Below are 22,764 nucleotides of genomic sequence, written 5' to 3'. Positions count from 1 at the left end.
CCTCATCGCCGTCGCGCTTGTCCTGCTTCGCTGCGACTAGCCGCGACTGAACTGGCGAAAGCGCACGCGCCAATCGCCGCCCGATCGAACCCAGAGTGAGCTCACCAGGTCAACGCCTTGCGACGTGCTGGCGCGCGAGATCAGTTGAGCGAGGCCTGGGGCGAGCTCTTGGGCTGAAACCGGTTCGAGTGACTCCGACAGTTCCACTGGCGCTGTCTGCGGGGCGCCGAGGGTCGCAAAGTCGTCATGGCGGAGCGCCTTCGCCTCGAAACGGAGCTGAGCCCGCTCGAGGCCAAGCAGCAGTTCAACCAGCGATGGATCGGGCTCTGCCTCGGCGGACTCGTCCAAGCCGTCGAAGAGTGAGAGTTGCGCGGGTAACGCTGGCGCCACAAGGGCCGCCGCCTGGGTCGCAGAAGCAAACGTTGGCGTGGATCCGGCGAAGCCGGGCCCCTCGTCGGGGGCGGTGCGGCTCTGGAAGGCAGTTGCCGCGGCGCGAGCGCGCGAGTCTGCGGCCTCATTCAGCGGGTGTCCTGCGTGTCCTTTCACCCATTCGAAGGTGACGTTGCGGCCGCGCAACTCCTCGTCGAGCTCCTTGAGGAGCTCGAGGTTGAGCACGGGCTTGCCGTCGGCTTTCCGCCACCCCTTCCGCTTCCAGCCCGGCATCCACTTGGTCACCGAGTTGATCACGTACTGGCTATCGCACAGCACGTGGAGCGGGGTGGACGCCACATGGGCGGTCGCCCGCAAGAGGTCGAGCACCGCCATGAGCTCGCCCTGGTTGTTCGTCGCCCGCGGCCAACCGCCCGCCCGCCACTGTGCGTCATCGATCACCCATGCCCAGCCTGCTGGCCCGGGGTTTCCGAGTGCGGATCCATCTGCTGCGGCGGTAATCGTCATAGGTTCCATCCTGCCAGAGGCGAACCAGGGCGCCGGGCAGGAGCTCCTCCTCGGCTGCCGGATAGGCTGGAGATCGCGCGCAATTTGCCTGCGCTTTCGCGAGAATGATGTGAGGTTTAGCCATGAGGATCAAGAGTTCGACGGTGTTGCGCGCCACTCGGGAAGAAATCGAGCTCCACACGTCCGACGGCCTCACGCTGGTCGGAGAACTTGCGTTGCCCGAGGGGCGTCCGCCGCGAGCGACCCTCGTGCTCCTGCATCCGCTTCCCACCGCAGGCGGCTATATGGACTCGCACGTGTTCCTCAAAGCGTCACGCAGACTGCCGGAGCTCGCCGACCTCGCGGTCCTGCGATTTAACACGCGGGGTACGCGGTCGCCTCGTGGCGTCAGTGAGGGCGAGTTTGGCGAGGGGATCGCCGAGCGGGCGGATGTGGCTGCTGCGATGGCATTCGTTGCCGAGCGTGGCCTGCCGAACCCTTGGCTCGTCGGCTGGTCGTTCGGCACCGAGCTGGCGCTGAAGTACGGACTTGAGCACCCGATCGAGGGTGCGATCCTGCTCTCGCCTCCGCTGCACCGGACGACTGCAGAGGAACTCGCGGCGTGGCGTGATGCGTCACCTGCGCTGGTCGCGCTCATTCCGGAACTCGACGACTACCTCCGCCCCGACGAGGCCGCGGTGCGTTTCCAAGAGGTTCCCCGCGCGCGACTCATCAATGTCGAGGGCGGGAAGCATCTATGGGTAGGGGAGACGCAAGTTCGGCGAGTGTTGAGTGAGATTCTCTCCACTGTTGCACCAGCGGCGCTTCCCATGGCCGATGAAATCGATGAGTCGAGAGTGCTGCAGCCGTAGGGGCGAGCGGTATCCCCATCGTATTTGACTGCATTGTCCATGCAATGCGTTATCTGTGAGCCTTTTCCTATCGTTGGCGCGCTTGAGGCAATAGACTTCCGGGAACAGCATGGGTGCCCGGGGGAGGTGCTTGTAGGCCAGTCGACAGCGATGTTCGGCTCGGTTTCGCAGTCCTATTTGGCGCCCAGATGGAGGGGGGAGTGGTGAGCATTTCTCGGGGTCGAGAAGCAGGTGGCCTCACTGCCTCCGCAGAGTTGCCTCCCGTGGCGACAGAGTTCACTGGGCTTGCCCAGGTCGGACGCGCCACCGGACGAGCTCACCTGCCCGGGGTCTCCCGGATGCTGCGTCGCATAGACCGCCGACATACGCCGTACTCCTTCGTGAGTGCCGCCGCGGGCTTCCTGTTGTTCTTGACGTTGATCGTTGACCTGATCTTTAGCAACAACACCGGGAACCCAATCGAGCTCGACGTGTTGCTCCTCGTCGCAAGCGCTGCCTGCACCGTTATTCCACTCGTGATGGGCCGCCGCTACCCGCCGTGGGCGGGCCTCATACCTGTCAGTGTGCTTGCGATCTCGGCGCTGTATTTCATTGGCTTCTCAGATATCGACCAGCGCGTGGTCAGCAGTATGCAGGAGCTGCCGATCGTCGCTCTCTATCTGGGCTGGTTCTACCGGGGCTGGCTTGCACGCAGCATCATCATTGTGTTCTCCATCTGCGTGTTCATCGCGATCTTGCTGAGCTCGAGCTTTGGTGAATCAGGGCACTTCTCACTCCCGATCGGTGTCGCCTCGGTTGCCATCATGGCGTTCTGCTTCGAGGCAGGGTCGTATCTGCAACGCGAGCTTGAACGGCACGCCGTGCACGACCACCTCACGGGGGTGTTGAATCGGCGGGGGTTTAGCGAGCGGTTCGCCCTCGAACAGGATCGGAGCCGCCGTATGGGCGCCAAGCTGACCCTTGCGGTGATCGACTTCGATCATTTCAAGCGTGTCAACGATGAACAAGGGCACGCCGCAGGCGATGAACTCTTGCGCTCATCGGTGCGTGCCTGGTCAATGAGGCTCTTCGACAGCGATGCCCTCGGCCGCCTCGGAGGTGACGAGTTCGTCATGCTCCTGCCCCAACGCTCGCTTCGTGACTCGCGGGCCCTCCTCGAGCTTCTGCGTCGGGCATCAACACACTCGTGGTCCTGGGGCCTCAGCGAGGTTGGCCCCGACGACACGCTCGAATGTGTGCTGTCTCGGGCCGATGCTGAGTTGTACGAACGCAAGGCGAAGGTCCACCAATGATTGCAGAGATGTTCGCTGCCTTTCGAGCCAGACAAACTTCGTACTCAGTGGTGTGCTCGGCGAACGCCCTGTTGTTCTTGCTCACCGCAGGCCTGCATTTCGCATGGGCGCCTCCGGATACAAGCGATCAGCTCTTCGCGGCAGGGGTGGCCCTAGTCTCGGCTGTGTTTGTCATCGTGCCCTTGGTGATGGGCGGACGCTACCCTCGCAGCTTGGGGGTGCTGGGCACGTGCTTTGCGCTGTTCGGAATCACGCTTATTGCTGGCTGGGCGCAGTCTTCGCAAATGGTGTTGAATGCAGTGCTGCTGCTCCCTGTCATCGCGATCACGTGCGGCTGGTTCTTCCCGAGCAAACTTGCCCGGCCAGTCATGCTTGCGGCGGTGGGAGTCCTGATCCTCGTGCTGGGCGCGCGGAGCTACGTCGTTGACTGGCCGGCGTTGACGCTCACCACTCTCATATACATTGCGCTAATCACGGGGTTTCTCTTCGAGGCCGGGGTGTACCTGCACCGGCAGACTGATCACCAGGCGAGCCATGACCCCCTCACGGGGGCGCTCAACAGATTCGGTTTCTGGCGGGACGGCGGGACTGAACTGCGGCGCGCAGGGCGATCCGGGGCGGCAGTCTCAGTCGTGGTGATCGATTTCGACGCGTTCAAGAAGCTCAACGATTCACGCGGACACCTTGCAGGCGACATCGTGCTTCGCCAGGCAACTTCCTCTTGGCGGCAAGGGATTCGACCGTACGACCTCATCGTTCGACTGGGCGGCGATGAATTTGCGTTGCTGCTTCCCGGCGCAGATATCGAGTATGCACAGAGCATTGTGGAGCGACTGCGCGCAGGGTCCGACTTCGCGTGGTCGTGGGGGATCGCACAGTGGACGGCGGGAGAGTCCCTCGAATCTCTCCTCGAACGTGCAGACGAGCAGCTTCTGAGTTCGCGAGCATCGAGGCAGGCGTGACCCGCGCGGATGAACCGCTGTCTCAGGTTCGCCAAGCCGCCCCCATTCGCGAGAGCGAGACGCGACAGTTTGCGTACTCACGGGTGAGCGCATTTGGCGGACTTACCGTCGCCGGTACGTTCGTCGTTGATTTTACGTTCATGGATCATGTCGGAGACGTGTTCTGGACGCTCGTGGTATTGGCGGGCATCAGCGTCGCGGCGGCGATGGTCCCCATTGTGATGGGTGTCGCCTACCCGCGCTGGGCGGGCCTGGTGTTCGCCACGATCCTCATCCTCGGGATTGCGTATTTCGTTGCCGTGGCAGGGGGTGAGCTTCCGGCCATCAATGCACTCATGGAGCTCCCGCTGTTCGCGCTGTACATTGGCTGGTTCTATCGCCCGGTCCTGTCACGGAGCATGCTGCTCGGCGGGTTCGCACTCATCGGATTCGCCGTATGGTGGTCAGGCCTGCACCTCAGTTCGGCTTCGACCGTGCTGTATGCGGTCCTCATCTCGCTGTTCTGTTACGAAACAGGCGTATTCCTGCAGCGAGAGACGAGTCGGCGTGCCACCACCGACCCGCTGACGGGCGCCCTGAACCGATTTGGGATCGTTGACCGCGGGAACAACGAGCTCCGTCGTGCCGCTCGGACGGGCGAGGCGCTCACCGTCGCCGTCGTCGACTTTGATAATTTCAAGCGACTCAACGACACACGTGGCCACGCGGCGGGCGACGCCGCACTGCGCGACACGGTCGCGCAGTGGCGTGGGGCGGTCCGCAGCCACGACATCATTGGCCGCAGTGGGGGAGACGAATTTGTCTTCATTCTCCCCGCGACTGAGCTCGAGCAAGCTGAGAGCCTCCTGCGACGGCTGCGCGAGGACGCAGTGCACCCCTGGACATGGGGATGCGCGCAAGCGACCGCGGGTGAAGACTTGGCCCAGCTCATGGCCCGCGCTGACGAGCAAATCTACCGGCGCAAGCGGAGCGACTAGCCCGTAACTGACTGATCCTCATTGTTGGTCGCGTCGCGGTCGACGGTGTTCGTCTGGATGACCGCGACATCGGTCGCGTTCGCTGCGGTCGAGGACAGCTTCGTCGCGTTCGTGAGTACTTCTCCCAGGCTCTCGAAGTAGCGCGCGACTGCGCCGCGCTCCACCTTCAGCTGAGCCATGCGGTCCTCCGCCGCGGCGAGCACCTCACCTGCCCGGTTCTCGGCGCTCGTGAACGTGAGGTGTGCCCGCTGCTCAGCCTCGCGAATGATCGCGGCGGCAGACGTCTCGGCATCCTCCCGAATCTTGCGAGCTGCCTGGCCTGACTCGGCGACGATTCGTTCGAGTTCGATGCGCTGCTGCTGACCCTGCTCGGTGAGCGACACGAGCTGCGTGCGCGCGTCCTCAAGTTCCTGCTGGGCCGCGGTGCTGGCCTCGGCGTGGCGCAGGCGGAGGTCAGTTTCCAGCTGCTCCCTGAGGCGCGTGTCCTCGAGCGTGAACTCCCGCTTCGCGGCGTCGATGCTCTCGCGCAGCTCGCGTGCATAGTCCTCGGCGAGCGTGCGCAGCGTCGCGAGCGCGGTCTCCTCGTCGCGACGGAACTGGGCAAGCTCTCCGACGGTCTGTGCGCGAAGCACATCCGTCTCCTCGGTGACTTCTCGGCGCTTCTCGGCTACCTCGAGCGCGATGCGCTCGGTCTGCGCCTGCGCCTGCGCGGCCAACTCGGCGGCGTGCTGTTCGGCAGCCGCCGCGAGGCTGCGTTCGTGCTCGTCGCGCTCGCGCGCCACATCCGTCGCGAGGCGGTTGCGACCGACCTCGATCTCGAGCGCCAACGCTTCGCGCTCGAAGCCGAGGATCGCAGCGGCTTCCTGGCGGTCCGTGGCAACCCGCGCCCGGTGCGCCTCGATCTCGTCTGTGATCTCCTGGTCGTGCAAGCGACGCGCCGTATCCAGACGCTCAGTGTGCACCTGAGTCTCGTCGCTGAGCTGCGCGTCATGCGCGGCTCGCTCCGCGGACAGCGCAGTGTCGTGGGCCTCGCGCTCCGCAGCAAGCGCAGACTGCAGCGCAGCTCGCTCGGCAACGAGCGCCGCTTCGTGCTGCGCGCGCTCGTGTGCAATGGTCGCTTCGTGTTCGGCGATTTCGGCGCTCAGTGTCTCGTCGTGCTCGGCGAGTTCTTCGGCAATCAGTGTCTCGTGTTGTGCCCGGCCCGCAGCGATCTCCCGCGCGAGCGATTCTCGCTCTGCCGCGAGGGATTCCTCATGGTCGGCGCGCTCGCGGACCAGCGTGCGCTGGTGGTTCGTGAGTTCCTCGCCCAGCTCCACTGACTGCGTCTCGCGCTCCTGCAGGATCAACGCCTCGTGCGCGGCGATCTCAGCACCGATGCGGGTCTCGTGATCCGACTGCTCGGTGGCGAGGCGCGCGTCGTGCGCTTCGCGCTCGGCAGCGATCGTCGTCTGGTGCTCGTCAAGCTCATTGGAGAGGCGCGCGTCGTGGGCTTCGCGCTCCGCGGAGATCTGTGCCTGGTGCGCCTCGAGTTCGGCGGTGATTCGTGCGTCGTGTGTCTCGCGCTCATCGGCGATCTGGCTCAAGTGCGCCTCGCGCTCGGCAAGGAGGCGTTCAGACTGCGCCGCCGCCTCCGTGAAAAGGCGATTCTGGTGAGCCTCGAGCTCGTTCGCGATGCGGTTCTCGTGGGCGCCGCGCTCCTTCGTGAGTCGCGCCACATGCGTCTCGTTCTCGCTAGCGAGCGTGACATCGTGTTCCGCGCGAAGCGTCGCGATCTGTTCGGCATTCAGCTCCGCCAGGCGCGCGCGCTCTCGTTCTGCCTGGGCAGCGAGCGTGGCGGCCTCTTCAACCTGCGCCTGTACTCCACGCGCGAGTGCCGCTTCGTGCTCCGAGCGCTCCTGTGAAATGCGCTGCTCGTGAGCCTCGCGTTCCTGAGCCACGCGCTGCGCATGTGACTCTTGTTCGCGGGCGATCGCTGCATTGTGCTCGGAGCGTTCCTGCTCGATGCGACCGCGAAGCGTTGTGATTTCCGTCTCGAGTGCACGTGAGCGCGCATCAAAGGTTTCGGTGAGGGTGCGCTCGCGCTCCGCGAAGTTCGCCTCAAGTTCCTGTGCAAGCTTCTCGCGCTGTGCGGTGAACTCGGCGCGCGCCTGCTCGCTTGACTGCGCGAAGCGTGCGCGTTCGAGGGCAGCCTCGCGTTCCGTTTCGGCGGACTCCCGGGCGTGAGCCTCGGCCCGTCGCTCGGTCTCGGCACGAAGCTCGTCAGCAGCCTGCTGCGCTTCAGTCAAGATCATTGCCGCCTGAGCGCGTGCCTCGGCAATGGCCGAACGCGATTCGCGATCCGTCCGCTCGACGCTTGCCGCGACATCACTTTGCAGCGTGGTGCGGAGCAGGTTCGCCGCCTGCTCAGACTCTGCGCGCAGGCGTTCCTTCTCTTCATTCGCCCGGGCGGTCATCTCGGCAACGTCGTTCTTTGCCCCGGTCAGCAGCGCCTCGGCCTGCTCGGTTGCGGAGGTAACGAGCGTGTCTGCCTGTATCTGGGCCTGCGTGAGCAGTCGCTTGGTCTCGAGCTCAGTTGCTTTGCGCAACTTCTCGGCGTCAATGTCGGCCTGCGCAATCAGGCGTTGCGAGTGCGCCTCAGCGACCTGCAGGCTCTTCTCGACGCGGAGGCCGAGGCCCGAGTAACCGGTTGCCCCAAGTTCCGCGACCTGCGCCTGCAGGTCGGCGATCAGCACGCGCTGCTCGTCGCTGTTCGATGTCGACTGCTGGTAGGCGGACTGCAACGAATCGAGGTGAGACTGCAGCGTCGCGACGTGCTCGGTCAGCGCTGCCATTCGGTCATCGACTTCGACACGGTTGTAGCCGCGGAAGACAGAGGTGAAGGGGGCGTGCTGATCGGACAAGGGGCCTCCGTGCGGCGAATGCGGGGTGTTGGGCTCGACGAGGTCCGCGAGAGGGGAAACTCGGCGTCGTTCTAAGAATAGGCCAGGGGTGTGTGTTGAGGTGAGTTTCACTGCGATTCCCCGGGAGTATTCCAGCTCTTCCGGTACCGTTGACGAGATACACCGTTCGCGGTCCGTGCCTACTGAGTGGTTCGGGCGTTGAATCGAACGCAGTGAAGGAGTACGTGTGCGCTACGTCTATGCGATCATCACCCTGGTTTTGGCTGGGGTGCTGCTGGTGCTTGGCGTCGGTCAACAGACCTTCCTCGCCGGCCCAGACGCGATTGTGAAGGACGCGGCAGACACCGGCAAGGCTAGCTACGCGGTAATTTCCGCGGACACGCTGGATGACGTCGTCGGACGGCCAGTCGTCGAGATGAGTGGGAAGAATCCGTTCGTGGCGGTGGGCTCGATGAACGACATCGAGGCCTGGCTTTTGCCGTTCGATCATGCAGTACTCTCGCTCGATGAAGCAGGCACGGAGCTCGTCGCTGAGCAAGTTTCTGGCGTGGCGCCGGTAGATGAAGCGGCCTACGGCGATGCTGCCGCAGCCGACGATCCCGCCGCCAGTGATGCCGCGGCTGACGAGTCGGCGCTTGAGCCGATTGACCCCCGCGGAAGCGATTTGTGGATCGAAGAGCGCTCCGACAAGACCTCCGTATCGTTGCCCGTCGCGTTGCAGCCGAACCAGGGCGTGATCATCGCGACTGACGGTACCGAGCCGCTTCCCGGAAACATCTCAGTCAGCTGGATGCAATCTCAGCGTGCGCCCCTTGCGGGTCCGTTCCTCGTCGCTGGCCTTGTCTTTGGCCTTGCCGGTGCAGTCCTCTACCTCCTCGCCGTTGACCACGATCGGCGGGGGCTTGGCCCGCGTCGCGGGCGGGGCGGGCCGCTTCGTGGCGTGCGCGATCTGTTGGGCCGGTCCGGCACCAAATCCGCCGCGCCGGCGACCCCCGCGGCTGCGGCCGCGACTCCCGAGCATGCCGATCCGTCGGCGGCAGAGCCGTCATCTTCGACGGCCGACACGGCCGACACGGCCGACACGGCCGACACGGCCGATGGCGCTGCTGATGATGCAGCGTCGTCGAAGCCAACTCAGATGCGCTCGCACCGCCCGGCGCGCTGGTTCGCGGCTCTTGGCCTGACCGCGACCCTCGGGTTGACGGGCTGCTCCGCCGACTCCTGGCCCGACTTCAGTCCGGCCCCCGAAGCGACGACGCCCGCAGCGACGTCGACTGGTTCGGACGAGGCGACCGTCGCACCAGTTCCGGTCGTCGATGCGCAGATCGATCGCATTATCTCGGACGTCGCCGATATCGCGAACGCGGCGGACGACGCAATGGATCCCGAGATCCTGAAGACGCGCTTCGCCGGGGACGCGCTCGAGCAGCGCGTCGCGAACTACACGATTCGCTCGGTCGTGCCCGATTATCAGACCCCTCCTCGGATCACGAGCAAGCGTCTCGACTACGAACTCGTACAGAGCACCGAGGGGTGGCCCCGAACCCTATTCGTCGTCGTCGAGTCTTCCGCCGAGGCGGAAACTGACGAAAGCACGAGCCCGAGTCAGTCGGCGGACGAAGCCGCGCCCACGACGCCGTCCTTGGCGCTAGTGCTCACGCAGACCGACCCCCACGAGAACTTCCTCGTCACGCACGTCTCTGAGGTACGCGGCGGCATTACGATGCCTCCGGCTGCTCCGGCCTCGGAGGGCACGGCGCTGCTCGACCCGGACATCAAGACGCTGCGCCTCACACCTGACAAGGTCGGAGAGGCGTACGCGGACATCCTGCAAAACGGCGAGGCTTCGGCCTTCACCGAGGACTTCGACCTCACCGACGACGTGCTGCTCGAAAAGCTCGGCGCGGCCTGGGCCGTGGCGGCGCAGGCCGAGGCAGACGCCGCTGGCCAAAAGGTCCAGCACAGCGTGCAGGTGAGCGAGGCGGCGAGCGTTCCCGTGACGCTGTCAACCGGTGAGGGCGGTGCCCTGGTCTCGGTCGTGATCAACGACGACCTGATCTCGAGCTCGTCGGACCCGCAGTCGAAGGTCAAGCCGACCCCGAGCGTGACCGCGCTCTCCGGCATCACCGATTCGCGAGATCGTATTGTGCAGCACTGGACTCACCAGATGTTGTTCTTCGTACCGAGTGCGGACAGCGGCGAGCTGATCCGCGTGCTGGGAGCCACCAGCGCAATGATTGGAGCGGGTTCCTAACCATGCAGCAGCAAATGCCCGAGCGTATTCCCGGCGGCGCGGTCGACCTCAGCCACCTCGTTGCAAAGGCTCAGGCCGGGCATGCGGGGGCGTCAAGCCCCGCGGGCGCAGCTTCGAGCACGTCAGTGATCGATGTTCCCGCGGCGGTGTTCGATGCCACGGACCTCACCTTTGAGCCGGTTTCCCAGCTGTCACAGGTGGTGCCCGTCGTCATCAACCTCTACTCCGTGCAGAGCGACGCCAGCGCGAAGCTCGGTCCGATTCTCGCGAAGATTACCCGCGAGACCGCGGGGCGCGTGGTGCTCGCGATGGTTGACGTCGACGCGAACCCTGGGCTCGCTCAGGCGTTCCAGGTCCAATCGTTGCCGACCGTGGTCGCGCTGATCAACGGCCAGCCGGTGCCATTGTTCCAGGGGGTTGTGCCGGAGGATCAGCTGCGCGAGCTCTTCGGGCGAATTGTGGAGCTCGGTCAGCAGCAGGGCCTGACGGGTCGCGTGAACGCCCCCGATCTCGCCGAGGGCTTTGTGGGGGAGCCGGCGCCTGCCGAGCCGGTGGTTCCGCCGGCTCACCGTGAGGCGGTCGATGCGATCGAGCGCGGCGACTATGCCGGCGCAGCGGCGGCATACGAGGCCGTCATCGCCCGGGCTCCCCGGGACGAGGAGGCGCGCGCCGCCCTCGTGCAGGTTCGGCTGTTGTTGCGCCTCGATGGTGTTGACGCCAACTCGATCCGCGAGGCGGCATCGGACGCCCCCACGGATGTCGACGCTCAGATGAGCGTGGCGGATCTCGACGTCTCCGGAGGGCACGTCGAGGACGGATTCCTGCGGCTGCTCGAGTGCTACCCGACCGCTTCCGACGAGGACCAGGCGCGCCTGCGGGAACGCCTCGTCGAACTGTTCGAGGTCGTGGGCGTCACTGACGCGCGGGTCGTCGCGGCTCGCCGTCGACTCGCGAGCCTGCTCTACTAGTCCAGATGGCAGGATCCGCGCGGCCCGCACGGGCGTACCTCGACCACGCGGCCACCTCGCCGATGCCGGATGAGGTGCGCACGCAGTACCTGCACGCGCTCGAGCTGGTGGGAAACCCCGCCTCGTCCCATGCGGATGGTCAGTCATCTCTTGAGCTGCTCGAGGCTGCCCGCGAACGGATCGCCGCGACGCTCGGTGCCGAGCGTGTTGAGGTCTCACTGACCTCCGGGGGTACCGAATCGATCAACCTGGCGGTGAAGGGCCTGTTCTGGGCACGGCAGTCAGACGGACCTCGGCCGGTGATTCTGCTGGCCCGTACGGAGCATCACGCGACACTCGAGGCCTGTGAGTGGCTGCGGGACCACCAGGGAGCCGAGCTGGTTTGGCTGGACGTCGACATGGAAGGGGTGTTGCGCCCCGAGACTTTGGCAGCCGCGATCGCCGAGGTCGGTGCTGAACGGGTCGCGCTCGTGACGTTCCTCCTGGCCAACAACGAAGTTGGGTCGGTGCAGCCAGTCGCGGCACTATGCGCGGTCGCTGAGGGCGAGTCGATTCCATGTCATGTCGACGCGGTCGCTGCCCTCGGTCAGGTGCCCATCGACTTTCACGAGCTGGGCGCGAGCACGCTGAGCGTCTCCGCGCACAAGATCGGCGGCCCGGTCGGCGTTGGCGCCCTGTTGATCGCTCGGCGAACGAAGATCGAAGCGCTCCTCCACGGTGGCACGCAACAGCGGGGCAGATCAGGCACGCAGGACGCGGCCGGAGCGGTGGCGTTTGCCGCCGCACTCGATCTGGCCGCGGCGACCGTCGCGGATCCCTCCGCCCTTGCGCGGGCGCGCGACCGCCTCATCTCAGGTGTTCGCGTGCTGGTACCCGACGCGAAGCTGCACGGGACTGCCCCGGGCGCGGGTGTCAGCGCGCGCCTTCCCGGCAACGCCCATTTCACTTTTCCCGGCTGCCAGGGCGACTCACTCTTGTTCCTGTTGGATCAGGCGGGGGTCTCGGTCTCCACCGGGTCCGCCTGCCAGGCGGGAGTCGCCGAGACCTCTCATGTGCTCCTCGCGATGGGGGTTCCCGAGAGCGAGGCGCTCGGCGCGCTCAGGATGACGCTCGGCGGATCAGACGCCGAGTCGGCGGTCGACCGCTTCCTGGATGCGCTGCCAGGGGCCGTGGAGAAGGCCCGGAGGGCGGGGCTGAGCTAGCCGCCCGTCCCAGGAACCACCGCCCAGCTCGGCGTAGACTTGCCCGATGAAGATTTTGGCGGCGATGAGTGGTGGCGTCGATTCTGCGGTCGCTGCGGCGCGCGCGGTTGACGCGGGTCACGAAGTGGTGGGTGTACACCTGGCGCTCAGCCGCATGCCCGGGACCCTGCGCACCGGTTCGCGCGGCTGCTGCACCATCGAGGACTCGATGGACGCGCGCCGCGTCGCCGGCCTGCTCGATATCCCGTTCTACGTCTGGGACTTCAGCGAGCGCTTCAAGGAGGACGTCGTCGACGACTTCGTCGCCGAATACGAGGCCGGGCGCACCCCGAACCCGTGCATGCGCTGCAACGAGAAGATCAAGTTCGCGGCGCTGCTCGACAAGGCGATCGCCCTCGGATTCGACGCGGTCGCGACGGGCCACTACGCAATCATGGCCGAAGGCCCGAACGGCCGCGAGCTGCATCGGGCGAGCGCCTGGGCGAAAGATCAGTCCTATGTCCTCGGGGTGCTGACGGCAGAGCAACTCGCCTATTGCTACTTCCCGCTCGGTGACACCCCGTCGAAGGACCTCGTGCGCGCAGAGGCGGCCGAGCGCGGCATCCAGATCGCGCAGAAGCCGGATAGCCACGACATCTGTTTCATCCCCGATGGCGATACGCGCGGCTGGCTCTCCGATCACAGCGAGCGCACGCCCGGTGACATCGTCGACGAGGCAGGTGCTGTTCTTGGACAGCACGACGGTGCGAACGGGTACACGATCGGTCAGCGCAGGGGCCTGGCGATCGGGCGGCCGGCGGAGGACGGCAAGCCGCGCTTCGTGCTCTCGATCCGGCCGGTATCGAATCAGGTCGTGGTGGGCCCCAAGGAGGCTCTCGCTGTGAGCCAGATCTCGGGCGGCCGCTTCAGCTGGGCAGGCGAGCCCGGTATCGATCTTGCCGAGGCGTTCGACTGCGAGGTGCAGATTCGCGCCCACGCCGACCCCGTGCCGGCGGTCGCGCGGCTGGTCGAGATCACCGACGACGCGCGCACCGAGCTCCACCGCGTCGACGCGACGCACGAGGTTGTCGTCGATCCCATCGATCCGCTTGTGGGTGTCGCTCCCGGCCAGACCGCGGTGCTGTACCTGGGCACGCGTGTGCTCGGTCAGTTCACGATCGATCGCTCGGTATCGGCGACCTCGGTTTCGGCATAGCCGGTTGTCTGCGGCTGCTTCTACACTGGTCATGTGACCGAGCAGCCCCTGAACTTTGAGTCCGCCCGCGCCGAGGCCGAGGAGCTGAGCGCGAAGATTGACGCGTACCGCTTGGCCTATCACTCGAGCGGAGTCAGCCTCGTGAGTGACGCCGAATACGACGCGCTGATCCGACGAGTCGAAGAGATCGAGCGAGCGTTCCCGGAGCTCGCGGGCCAGGACAGCCCGACGCGCCAGGTCGGCGCCGCGATCGTGTCGGCCGGATTCCCCGAGCACGAGCATGCGGAACGCTTGCTGAGCCTCGACAATGTCTTCTCGATCGACGAGTTCCGCGAGTGGGCCGAGAAGACGGCCGCCTCGGCCGGCCGCGCCGTGCACTGGCTGACCGAGCTGAAGATCGACGGCCTCGCGATCAACCTCGCATACCGCAACGGCGTGCTCGAAACCGCGACCACCCGCGGGGACGGGCGGGTGGGTGAGGACATCACCGAGAATGTCGACCTCATTCCGGCGATTCCGCGGAGGTTGAGCGGCACAGAGGCGCCGCCCGAGTTCTTCGAAGCCCGGGGCGAAGTGTTCTTGAGCAGCGAGAACTTCGCCTGGCTGAACGAACGCCAACACCAGCTCCAGGCAGCGTACGTCGCCGAGCAACTCGCGAAGGGCAAGAGCGAGGAAGACATCCCGGTGAAATACCCGGAGTTCGCGAACGCCCGCAACACCGCGGCCGGCAGCCTGCGCCAGCGCGCGGACAAGAAGACCGAAGCCGAGCTCGTACTCATGCGCGAGCGCCTGGGGCGGCTGTCGTTGTACGTGCACGGCATCGGCGCCTGGGAGCGTCCTGACTTCCAGAATCAGTCCGATGCATACGCCGCTTTGGAGGCGTGGGGTCTGCCCGTCTCGCCACACTCTGCGGTGCTCGACTCGATCGAAGAGGTGGTCGACTTCATCGAGTCCCGCGGCGAGCGGCGGCACGATTTTGAACATGAGATCGACGGCATCGTCGTCAAGGTGGACGAGCTCGAACTCCACGCGGAGCTGGGTGCGACGAACCGCGCGCCGCGTTGGGCGATCGCGTACAAGTTCCCGCCCGAAGAGGTGCATACGAAGCTGCTCGACATCAAGGTCGGCGTCGGGCGCACTGGGCGGGCCACGCCCTATGCCGTGATGGCCCCCGTGCATGTCGCCGGTTCGACGGTGAGCCAGGCCACCCTCCACAATCAGGACGTGGTGAAGGCAAAGGGTGTGCGAATCGGCGACACGATCGTACTGCGGAAGGCCGGCGACGTGATCCCCGAGATTCTGGGCGCAGTGGTGGAACTGCGGGACGGGTCCGAGATCGAGTGGCACATGCCGAAGGGGTGCCCCGAGTGCGGCACCGAGCTGCGCGCCATGAAGGACGGCGACATCGATCTGCGCTGCCCGAACGCAAGGAACTGCCCGGCCCAGCTGAGCGGTCGAGTCGAGCACATCGGCTCTCGCGGCGCGCTTGACATTGAGGTGCTCGGTGAGATCACCGCCGACGCCCTCACCCGCCCGGAGGAGCCCGCCGAGCCGCCGCTCGCGACGGAGGCCGGCCTATTCGACCTGACGCTCGAACAGCTCGTGCCGATCGTGATGATCGTTCGAGACCCCGAGACCGGCGAGCAAAAGGCCGACCCCGAGACGGGTGAGCTGGTGCGGCGGGCGCCGTTCCAGAAGGTTACCCTCAGCTACCCTCCGGGGGCCGAGGAGATGACGGCGGCCGAGCGCAAGCGCGACGGCATCCGCAAGAACTTCCGCAACATCTCGCCCTCGAAGGACGCGTACACCCTGCTCGCCGAGCTGGAGAAGGCGAAGACCAAGCCCCTCTGGCGCCTGCTGGTCTCACTGAACATCCGTCACGTCGGCCCGGTCGCGGCGCGTGCCCTTGCCGAGTGGTTCGGCTCGCTCGAGGCAATTCGCGAGGCGACACCCGAGCAGCTAGCCGAGGTGGACGGGGTCGGCGGAGTGATTGCCGAATCGCTCGCGGACTGGTTCGAGGCCGACTGGCATCGGGAGATCATTGAGCGCTGGAGCGCCGCTGGGGTGCAGTGGTCCACGCCGGGTCACCCCGGCCCGGGGGCGGCAGCAGAAGCGGGTGGCGTGCTCGCCGGCCTCACCGTCGTCGCGACCGGCACGCTCGACGGCTTCACGCGTGACGGCGCGAAAGAGGCGATCCTGCAAGCGGGCGGGAAGGCCGCCTCGAGCGTCTCGAAGAAGACCGATTTTGTGGCGGCAGGCCCCGGCGCCGGATCGAAGCACGCAAAAGCGCTCGAGCTCGGCATCCCGGTGCTCGACGCCGCCCAGTTCGCGGTGCTCGTGAGCGAGGGCCCGGCGGCGCTGCAGCTCGGAGCCGATGCGGATCCTGCGGGGGACAGCGCGCCCTAGAATAGGGGGGTCCCCACGTCACCCCCAGACCCGCGGAGCAGCATGCCTGAAAACAGTGCCGCGAGCGGCGAGATCACGGTCGAAACCGTGCAGCACCTCGCCGGACTCGCTCGAATCGCCCTCACCGACGAAGAAGTTGCGACGCTTACCAGCGAGCTCGGCTCGATCGTGCGAAACATCGCCAAGGTGAGCGAGGTGACCACGCCGGATATTCCCGCGACGAGCCACCCCATTCCGCTCTCGAATGTGACCCGCCCCGACGTGATCGCCGACGTGCTGACACAGGAGCAGGCGCTCTCCGGCGCGCCCGACGAATTTGATGGACGATTCCGTGTTTCCGCGATCCTGGGGGAGGAGCAGTAGTGACTGCCGAACTGATTCACCTGACCGCTGCGGATCTCTCCGCGAAGCTCGCCTCGGGCGAAGTTTCCTCGGTCGAGGCCACGCGCGCGCACCTTGACCGCATCAACGAGGTCGACGGGACGCTCAACGCGTTCCTCGCGGTGAACGAGGAGAACTCGCTCGCCGCCGCGGCCGCGATCGACGCCCGCCGTGCCGCGGGGGAGCAGCTGGGCGAACTCGCCGGCGTGCCGCTCGCGATCAAGGACGTCCTTGTCACGACGGACTACCCCTCGACCAGCGGCTCGAAGATCCTCGAGGGCTGGATGTCGCCCTACGACGCCACCGTCGTCCGCAAGACGCGCGAGGCCGGCCTCGTGCCGCTCGGCAAGACGAACATGGACGAGTTCGCGATGGGCTCGTCGACCGAGAACTCGGCGTACGGCCCGACTCGCAACCCGTGGAATCTCGACCGAATCCCGGGTGGATCGGGCGGCGGCTCCGCCGCGGCCGTGAGCGCGTTTGAAGCGCCACTCGCCCTCGGCAGCGACACTGGCGGCTCGATCCGCCAGCCCGCGGCCTTGACTGGAACCGTGGGGGTCAAGCCCACCTACGGCGGCGTCAGCCGCTACGGCGCCATTGCCCTCGCCTCGTCGCTCGACCAGGTTGGCCCGTGCGCCCGCACGGTGCTCGACACCGCGCTGTTGCACGACGTGGTCGCCGGCTTTGACGCGCACGATTCGACCTCGCTGCAGGTCGCGTGGCCGTCGATGGCCGCAGCTGCCCGCGAGGGTGCCGCAGGTTCCTCGCTTAAGGGCCTGCGTGTTGGCGTCGTCAAGCAGCTCATGATCGACGGTGTCCAGGCGGGAGTAAAGGCCCGATTCGAAGAGTCGCTCGCGCTGCTCACCGCCCAGGGTGCCGAGATCATCGAGATCGACGCCCCGCACTTCGAGTACGCGGTCTCCGCGTACTACCTGATCCTGCCGGCCGAGGCCTCGAGCAACCTGGCGAAGTACGACTCAGTGCGGTTCGGCCTCCGAGTGAACCCCGCGGGTGGCGGCACGGTCGAAGGCGTGATGAGCGAGTCTCGCGCGGCCGGGTTCGGTGCAGAGGTCAAACGCCGCATCATCCTGGGCACCTACGCACTGTCTGCTGGTTACTACGACGCCTACTACGGCAGCGCCCAGCAGGTGCGCACGCTGATCCAGCGTGACTTCGCTGCGGGCTTCGCCCAGGTCGACGTCATCGCGTCCCCGACGGCGCCCACCACCGCGTGGAACCTCGGCTCGCACCAGGGCGATCCGATGCAGGACTACCTGAACGACGCCACGACGATCCCGGCGAACCTCGCAGGGATCCCGGGGATGAGCCTTCCCATCGGCCTCGCGGCCGAGGATGGGCTTCCCGTCGGCCTGCAGCTGATGGCCCCCGCAACCGAGGACGCGCGCCTGTACCAGGTCGGCGCGGCCATCGAACAGCTCATCGCGGAGCGCGACGGCGCCCCGTTTTACGCTCAGGCGCCGGCGCTCTCGGCAGCCTCGCTCGGAAAGGCGGCCCTGTAATGGCGAAGACCAAGCTGATGAGCTTCGAAGAGGCGCTCGAGCGCTACGAGCCGGTCATCGGCCTCGAGGTGCACGTCGAGCTCAACACGCAGACGAAGATGTTCTCGTCGGCACCCAATACGTTCGGCGCCGAGCCGAACACGAACCTCACCCCGGTGTGCCTGGGCCTTCCCGGTTCGCTGCCAGTGGTGAACGAAGAAGCGGTGCGCTATTCGATCCGTCTGGGGCTCGCCCTGGACTGCGACATCGCCGAGGTGTCGGGGTTCGCGCGCAAGAACTACTTCTACCCGGACATGGCGAAGAACTATCAGATCTCGCAGTTCGACGACCCGATCGCGGTCGACGGCTCGGTCGAGATTGAATTGGCCAGCGGCCGGGTGGTGCACGTTCCGATCGAGCGCGCACACATGGAGGAGGACGCCGGCAAGCTGACCCACGTGGGCGGTTCGACCGGTCGCATCCAGGGAGCCGAGTACTCCCTCGTCGACTACAACCGCGCGGGCGTTCCGCTCGTAGAGATCGTCACCCGGCCGATCTTTGGCGGAGAGGCCGACACTCCCGAGATCGCGGCAAACTACGTGTCGACCATTCGCGACATCGTGCTCGGGCTCGGGATTTCTGACGCGAAGATGGAGCGCGGGAACCTGCGCTGCGACGCCAACGTGTCGCTGCGCCCCCGCGGGAATGAGGACGCCGGCATGTCGGTGCTCGGTACGCGCACGGAGACCAAGAACGTGAACTCGCTGCGCTCGATTGAGCGCGCGGTGCGCTTCGAGATTCAGCGCCAGGCCCGGATCCTCTCCGAGGGCGGCTCGATTACCCAGGAGACGCGCCACTGGCACGAGGACACGGGCGAGACCTCGCCCGGCCGTCCCAAGAGCGACGCCGACGACTACCGCTACTTCCCGGAGCCCGATCTCGCGCCGCTCACGCCGTCGCGTGAGCTGGTCGAGGAACTGCGTCTCACGCTGCCTGAGCACCCGACGCTGCGTCGTCGCCGGCTGCGCGCGGACTGGGGCTTCACCACGCTCGAGTTCCAGGACGTCGTGAACTCGGGTCTGCTCGACACGCTCGAGCAGACGGTCGCCGCCGGGGTTCCCGCGCAGACCGCCCGCAAGTGGTGGACCGGCGAGATTGCGCGAATTGCGAACGAGCGCGGTGCCGAGGCATCCGAGCTCATCACGCCGGAGCAGCTCTCCGCGGTTGTCGCGCTGGTTGACGCGGGGACGCTCAACGACAAGCTGGCCCGCCAGGTCATCCAGGGTGTCATCGACGGCGAGGGTACGGCGACCGAGATCGTCGAGGCCCGTGGCCTTGCCATCGTCTCGGACGACGGGCCGCTCATTGAGGCTATCGATGCGGCGCTCGCGCAGCAGCCCGATGTGCTCGAAAAGATCCGCGACGGTAAGGTGCAGGCGGCCGGCGCCGTCATCGGCTCGGTCATGAAGGCGATGCGCGGCCAGGCTGATGCCGGCCGCGTACGCGAGCTGGTGCTGGAGCGTGCAGCTCAGCTGTAGCCCCTGCGACGTTCGGGGAGCAATGTCGGTGGTGTGTGAGGGAATGGGACGATGAGTTCCCTCCCTCGCACGCGGGCGTCGATGCTGCACGTTGACATGGACTCGTTCTTTGTCTCTGTCGAGCTCCTGGATCGGCCCGACCTCATCGGCAAACCCGTAGTGGTGGGCGGTACGTCGGGCCGATCAGTCGTTTCCAGCGCAAGTTACGAGGCGCGTACGTTCGGCGTCCGCTCCGCCATGCCGATCGGCCAGGCGCTCGCTCGGTGCCCGCAGCTCGTGATCCTGCCCGGCAGCTACGACAAGTACCGGATCGCCTCGCGTGCGGTGATGGCGATCTTTGCCGAGTTCACCCCGCTCGTCGAACCGCTGAGTATCGACGAGGCGTTTCTTGATGTCGAGGGCTCGCGAAAGCTCTTCGGGGAGCCGATCGAAATTGCCCGCGCAATCCGCGAGCGCGTGCGTGAGGTGACCGGGCTCCCGGCGTCGGTGGGATTGGGCGGGACGAAGTTCATCGCCAAGCTCGCCTCCCAGCGAGCCAAGCCCGACGGGATCTTGGAGATTCCGCCAGCGCGCAGCCTTGAGTTTTTGCACCCGCTTCCCGTGGGGGCGATGTGGGGAGTTGGCGCCGCGACCGAGAAGGCGCTGCGGTCGCGGGCGATTCACACTGTCGCCGATCTCGCGCGCGAGCCGATGGAGTCCCTCAGGCGCCTGGTGGGCGCGGCCTCGGCGCAGAAGCTCCACGAACTCGCGAACGGCCGCGATGCGCGAGATATCGTGACGAGTCGGATCGAGAAGAGCATCGGCCATGAGGAAACGTTTGCGCAGGACGTCGCTGATCCGCGGGTCTTGAATCGCGAGCTTCTCCGTCTGTCCGCGAAGATCGGGGAACGGCTGCGTGCGGCCGAGGTCGAGGCGCGCACGGTAGCGATCAAGGTCCGCTGGGCAAACTTCGAGACGATCACGCGCTCGCGCACATTGCCGGAGGCGACGAACTCGTCGAGACGCCTCTTTCAGACGGCGCGCGAGCTGTTCGAGGCGCTCGATGTAGCGGGTCGGCCGGTGCGCCTGATCGGCGTGCGCGCGGAACAACTCGTCGCAGAGGGAAGTGACCCTGCCGGACTGTGGAGCGACGACGACGGCTGGCGTGCCGTCGACTCAGCGGTGGACGAGCTGCGCGAGCGTTTCGGTGCAGAGGTCGCCCCGGCGCGCCTGCTCGAAGGTCGGGGGACCGTCGTGGACCCGCGGTCCTTGCAGGACCCGCAGTAGCCCGCCACCCCGCAAGCCGGGCTATTCGATGGGCTCGTCGCCGAGGACTGACTCGAAGCGAAGCAGGGAATCGACGATGGCCGCGAGCCAATCAAACACGAGCACGGTGCCGTGGGTGTCGTCGTCCTCGAGCGCGCGTTCATGGTCTTCTTCGCCGTCGATGCCCAGCCGGGCCGCGATGGCGAGGCGCAGCGCGCTGACCGTGCGCACCCATTCCGGCAGTGACTCGGCGGTGATGGTGACGCGCACAGGCTCGTGCGCCGCGGCGTCGACACCGGCGCGATCTGGGGCATCGATCGCGAGCGCCGTGACGACACTCGTGGCGTCCTGCAACTTGCGGTTGAGCAGGCCCTGCTCCGTGACGCGACGAAACTTCGCTGCCTCCTCGGCATCGGAGTAGGCATCGGGGAACAGGCGTGCGAGTGCGGGATCCTCGGGTGTTTCGTCGGTGCCGCCGATCTCGAGGCTCGCGAAGAGCGGATCTGGGTCCAGGCTCGTGCCGCTGTGGCTTTGCAAGAGCTCGATGAGCTGGTCGAGGAGGTTCTCGAGCAGGGTAGCCTCTTCGTCGAAGAGCTCCAGGGTGAGTGCGCCGGCCCGGCCGGCGACGATGCGCACTAGCTCCCCGCCTGGCGGAGTGTTGCCCAGAGGCCGTAGCCATGCATCGCCTCGACGTGCATCTCCATCACCTCTCGCGGGCCGACAGCGACGACCGCGTTGCCGTCGTTGTGGACCTCGAGCATGAGAGCTTCCGCTCGCTCGAGCGTGCAACCAAAATGGGTGCGGAAGACGTACGACACGTACGACATCAAGTTCACGGGGTCGTCCCACACGACCGTCTGCCAGGGTCGCTCCGTGACAGCGACGGGGGAGTTCTCCCGATTGATTCCTGTTTCCGGCATGGCGCTACCCCCAACCCAGCTCGTGAATGCGCTTCTCCGAGAGGCCGTAGAAGTGCGCGATCTCGTGGACGAGAGTCACGCGAATCTCGGCGACCAGGTCTTCTCGATTCTCGCAATGGGCGAGCAACGGCTCGCGGTACAACACAATGCGATCGGGCTCCTCGCCGTACCCGTAGTGCTCACGCTCGGCGAGCGAGAACCCGTGGTACATGCCGAGGATGTCAGAGCCGTCGGTCGGCCGATCCTCGACGAGAAAGATCACGTTGTCGAGTTTGGTGAGCATGTCCTCGTGGAGGGAGTCGAGGCCCTCCGAGACCAGGGTCTCGAACTCGTCGTGTGACATCGTGAGCATGTCTTCACCCTACACATCTGCGCTCGGTGCGTGCCGCGAAAATAGTGAAGGCCCGAACCCCCCATCAGGGGAATCGGGCCTTCACTATGTCTTGCGACTTTTCTTCGGGTGGCTAACGGGGCTCGAACCCGCGACCACCGGCACCACAAGCCGGTGCTCTACCAACTGAGCTATAGCCACCATGTGTTTTCTCGCCGATGCGAGGCAACCTGACCATCATAACCGACGATCTGGGGGAAGTTCCAATCGGCTACCCCCGGGCGGGTCGCGCGGGCTATTCGGGCGTTCCTGCGGACTCAACGAGCGAAGCGAACTGCTCGACGGTGGCCGCGGACAACTGACCGGCGCGCTTCGAATCGGGACCGGGGGAGTCAACGAGCGACGCTGCGCGGAAGTACGCGAGTTCCTGGATCGACTCGGCGATATCCGCGAGTGCGCGGTGCCCGCCGTGCTTGTCTGGGGCGTTGAAGAAGGCCTTCGGGTGCCAGCGGCGGGCGAGTTCTTTCAACGTAGAGACGTCGACGCTGCGGTAGTGCAGGCGCTCGTCAAGAGTCGGCATGTAGCGCGTGATGAAGCGGCGATCCATGCCGATCGTGTTGCCGGCGACCAGTGGGCGGCGGCCCGCGGGGACAAAGCGATCAATGTAGGCGATCACCTGGGCCTCGGCCTCTTCGAGGGTGGCCCCTTCCTCGATGAGCTCGGAAAGCCCCGATGTCTCGTGCATGTTGCGGACGAAATCGTTCATCTGCGCGAGCGCCTGCGGTCCGGGGTTGATCACGAGCTGGAATCCTGGATCGAGCGGGACAAGGTCGAAATCGGTCACGATGACGCCGATTTCCACGAGGCCATCGTTCTCGACGTCCAGGCCTGTCATCTCACAGTCGATCCAGACGAGTTGCTCGGCGGGGGTGTTCGACATGACGTG

The 22,764-nt window shown here is 66.1% G+C and carries 19 protein-coding genes and 1 tRNA gene; 13 read left to right on the top strand and 7 right to left on the bottom strand.

Annotated elements, in window-relative coordinates:
* Positions 1-36: 36 nt before the first annotated feature.
* On the bottom strand, positions 37-897 hold the full coding sequence (locus KOE53_RS02120; protein ID WP_188057190.1) for a ribonuclease H family protein: 861 nt from the start codon (positions 895-897) through the stop codon (positions 37-39).
* A gap of 122 nt (positions 898-1,019) precedes the next feature.
* Here KOE53_RS02120 and KOE53_RS02115 point away from each other — a divergent pair, with 122 nt between their 5' ends.
* From KOE53_RS02115 to KOE53_RS13755, 4 genes are all read left to right on the top strand, one after another.
* A complete protein-coding gene (locus KOE53_RS02115; protein WP_188057189.1) occupies positions 1,020-1,748 on the top strand; it encodes an alpha/beta hydrolase in 729 nt (242 codons plus the stop codon).
* Between the two features lie 263 nt (positions 1,749-2,011).
* A complete protein-coding gene (locus tag KOE53_RS13760; RefSeq protein ID WP_188057188.1) occupies positions 2,012-3,040 on the top strand; it encodes a GGDEF domain-containing protein in 1,029 nt (342 codons plus the stop codon).
* Positions 3,041-3,324: 284 nt separating this feature from the next.
* On the top strand, positions 3,325-4,002 hold the full coding sequence (locus KOE53_RS02105; protein ID WP_188057187.1) for a GGDEF domain-containing protein: 678 nt from the start codon (positions 3,325-3,327) through the stop codon (positions 4,000-4,002).
* The gene (locus KOE53_RS13755; protein ID WP_188057186.1) at positions 3,999-4,979 is read left to right on the top strand and encodes a GGDEF domain-containing protein; all 981 of its coding nucleotides are present in this window, start codon (positions 3,999-4,001) and stop codon (positions 4,977-4,979) included. Before KOE53_RS02105 ends, KOE53_RS13755 begins: the two co-directional genes overlap by 4 nt.
* Here the strand turns inward: KOE53_RS13755 and KOE53_RS02095 are convergent.
* On the bottom strand, positions 4,976-7,879 hold the full coding sequence (locus KOE53_RS02095; RefSeq protein ID WP_188057185.1) for a hypothetical protein: 2,904 nt from the start codon (positions 7,877-7,879) through the stop codon (positions 4,976-4,978). The genes KOE53_RS13755 and KOE53_RS02095 overlap by 4 nt on opposite strands.
* A 226-nt stretch (positions 7,880-8,105) precedes the next feature.
* Here KOE53_RS02095 and KOE53_RS02090 point away from each other — a divergent pair, with 226 nt between their 5' ends.
* The 9 genes from KOE53_RS02090 to dinB are packed head-to-tail and all read left to right on the top strand — an operon-like array spanning position 8,106 to position 20,588.
* Complete coding sequence (locus KOE53_RS02090; RefSeq protein WP_188057184.1) at positions 8,106-10,133, top strand: DUF8094 domain-containing protein; 2,028 nt, start codon at positions 8,106-8,108, stop codon at positions 10,131-10,133.
* A gap of 2 nt (positions 10,134-10,135) precedes the next feature.
* Positions 10,136-11,101, top strand: a complete 966-nt coding sequence (locus KOE53_RS02085; RefSeq protein WP_188046152.1) for a tetratricopeptide repeat protein — start codon at positions 10,136-10,138, stop codon at positions 11,099-11,101.
* A 5-nt stretch (positions 11,102-11,106) separates the two neighbouring features.
* Positions 11,107-12,303, top strand: a complete 1,197-nt coding sequence (locus KOE53_RS02080; protein ID WP_188057183.1) for a cysteine desulfurase family protein — start codon at positions 11,107-11,109, stop codon at positions 12,301-12,303.
* A gap of 46 nt (positions 12,304-12,349) precedes the next feature.
* On the top strand, positions 12,350-13,498 hold the full coding sequence (gene mnmA / locus KOE53_RS02075) for a tRNA 2-thiouridine(34) synthase MnmA (protein WP_188057182.1): 1,149 nt from the start codon (positions 12,350-12,352) through the stop codon (positions 13,496-13,498).
* Between the two features lie 33 nt (positions 13,499-13,531).
* Positions 13,532-15,904, top strand: a complete 2,373-nt coding sequence (gene ligA / locus KOE53_RS02070; protein WP_188057181.1) for an NAD-dependent DNA ligase LigA — start codon at positions 13,532-13,534, stop codon at positions 15,902-15,904.
* Between the two features lie 42 nt (positions 15,905-15,946).
* Positions 15,947-16,267 carry an Asp-tRNA(Asn)/Glu-tRNA(Gln) amidotransferase subunit GatC gene (gene gatC, locus KOE53_RS02065; protein WP_188046156.1) on the top strand — a complete coding sequence of 107 codons (321 nt, stop codon included), beginning with the start codon at positions 15,947-15,949 and terminating at the stop codon, positions 16,265-16,267.
* The gene (gatA, locus tag KOE53_RS02060; RefSeq protein WP_241095365.1) at positions 16,267-17,805 is read left to right on the top strand and encodes an Asp-tRNA(Asn)/Glu-tRNA(Gln) amidotransferase subunit GatA; all 1,539 of its coding nucleotides are present in this window, start codon (positions 16,267-16,269) and stop codon (positions 17,803-17,805) included. Before gatC ends, gatA begins: the two co-directional genes overlap by 1 nt.
* The gene (gene gatB / locus KOE53_RS02055) at positions 17,805-19,322 is read left to right on the top strand and encodes an Asp-tRNA(Asn)/Glu-tRNA(Gln) amidotransferase subunit GatB (protein WP_188046157.1); all 1,518 of its coding nucleotides are present in this window, start codon (positions 17,805-17,807) and stop codon (positions 19,320-19,322) included. Before gatA ends, gatB begins: the two co-directional genes overlap by 1 nt.
* Before the next feature lie 51 nt (positions 19,323-19,373).
* Positions 19,374-20,588 (top strand): DNA polymerase IV, encoded by a 1,215-nt coding sequence (gene dinB / locus KOE53_RS02050; protein WP_188057180.1) that lies wholly within the window; start codon positions 19,374-19,376, stop codon positions 20,586-20,588.
* Between the two features lie 21 nt (positions 20,589-20,609).
* Here the strand turns inward: dinB and KOE53_RS02045 are convergent, their stop codons facing one another.
* From KOE53_RS02045 to orn, 5 genes are all read right to left on the bottom strand, one after another.
* Positions 20,610-21,203 (bottom strand): DUF2017 family protein, encoded by a 594-nt coding sequence (locus KOE53_RS02045; protein ID WP_188057179.1) that lies wholly within the window; start codon positions 21,201-21,203, stop codon positions 20,610-20,612.
* Positions 21,203-21,487, bottom strand: a complete 285-nt coding sequence (clpS, locus tag KOE53_RS02040) for an ATP-dependent Clp protease adapter ClpS (RefSeq protein WP_188046160.1) — start codon at positions 21,485-21,487, stop codon at positions 21,203-21,205. Before clpS ends, KOE53_RS02045 begins: the two co-directional genes overlap by 1 nt.
* 4 nt (positions 21,488-21,491) lie before the next feature.
* The gene (locus KOE53_RS02035) at positions 21,492-21,839 is read right to left on the bottom strand and encodes a metallopeptidase family protein (RefSeq protein WP_188046161.1); all 348 of its coding nucleotides are present in this window, start codon (positions 21,837-21,839) and stop codon (positions 21,492-21,494) included.
* 107 nt (positions 21,840-21,946) lie between these two features.
* Positions 21,947-22,019 (bottom strand) — tRNA-His (locus tag KOE53_RS02030).
* Between the two features lie 94 nt (positions 22,020-22,113).
* A complete protein-coding gene (orn, locus tag KOE53_RS02025) occupies positions 22,114-22,758 on the bottom strand; it encodes an oligoribonuclease (protein WP_188046646.1) in 645 nt (214 codons plus the stop codon).
* Between the last annotated feature and the right edge of the window lie 6 nt (positions 22,759-22,764).

Source organism: Leucobacter sp. CX87 (assembly GCF_018682295.1).
In the GTDB taxonomy this organism is placed as follows: domain Bacteria; phylum Actinomycetota; class Actinomycetes; order Actinomycetales; family Microbacteriaceae; genus Cx-87.
The sequence above is the reverse complement of the archived record's forward strand: the minus strand, read 5'-3'. Positions and strand labels throughout refer to the sequence as shown.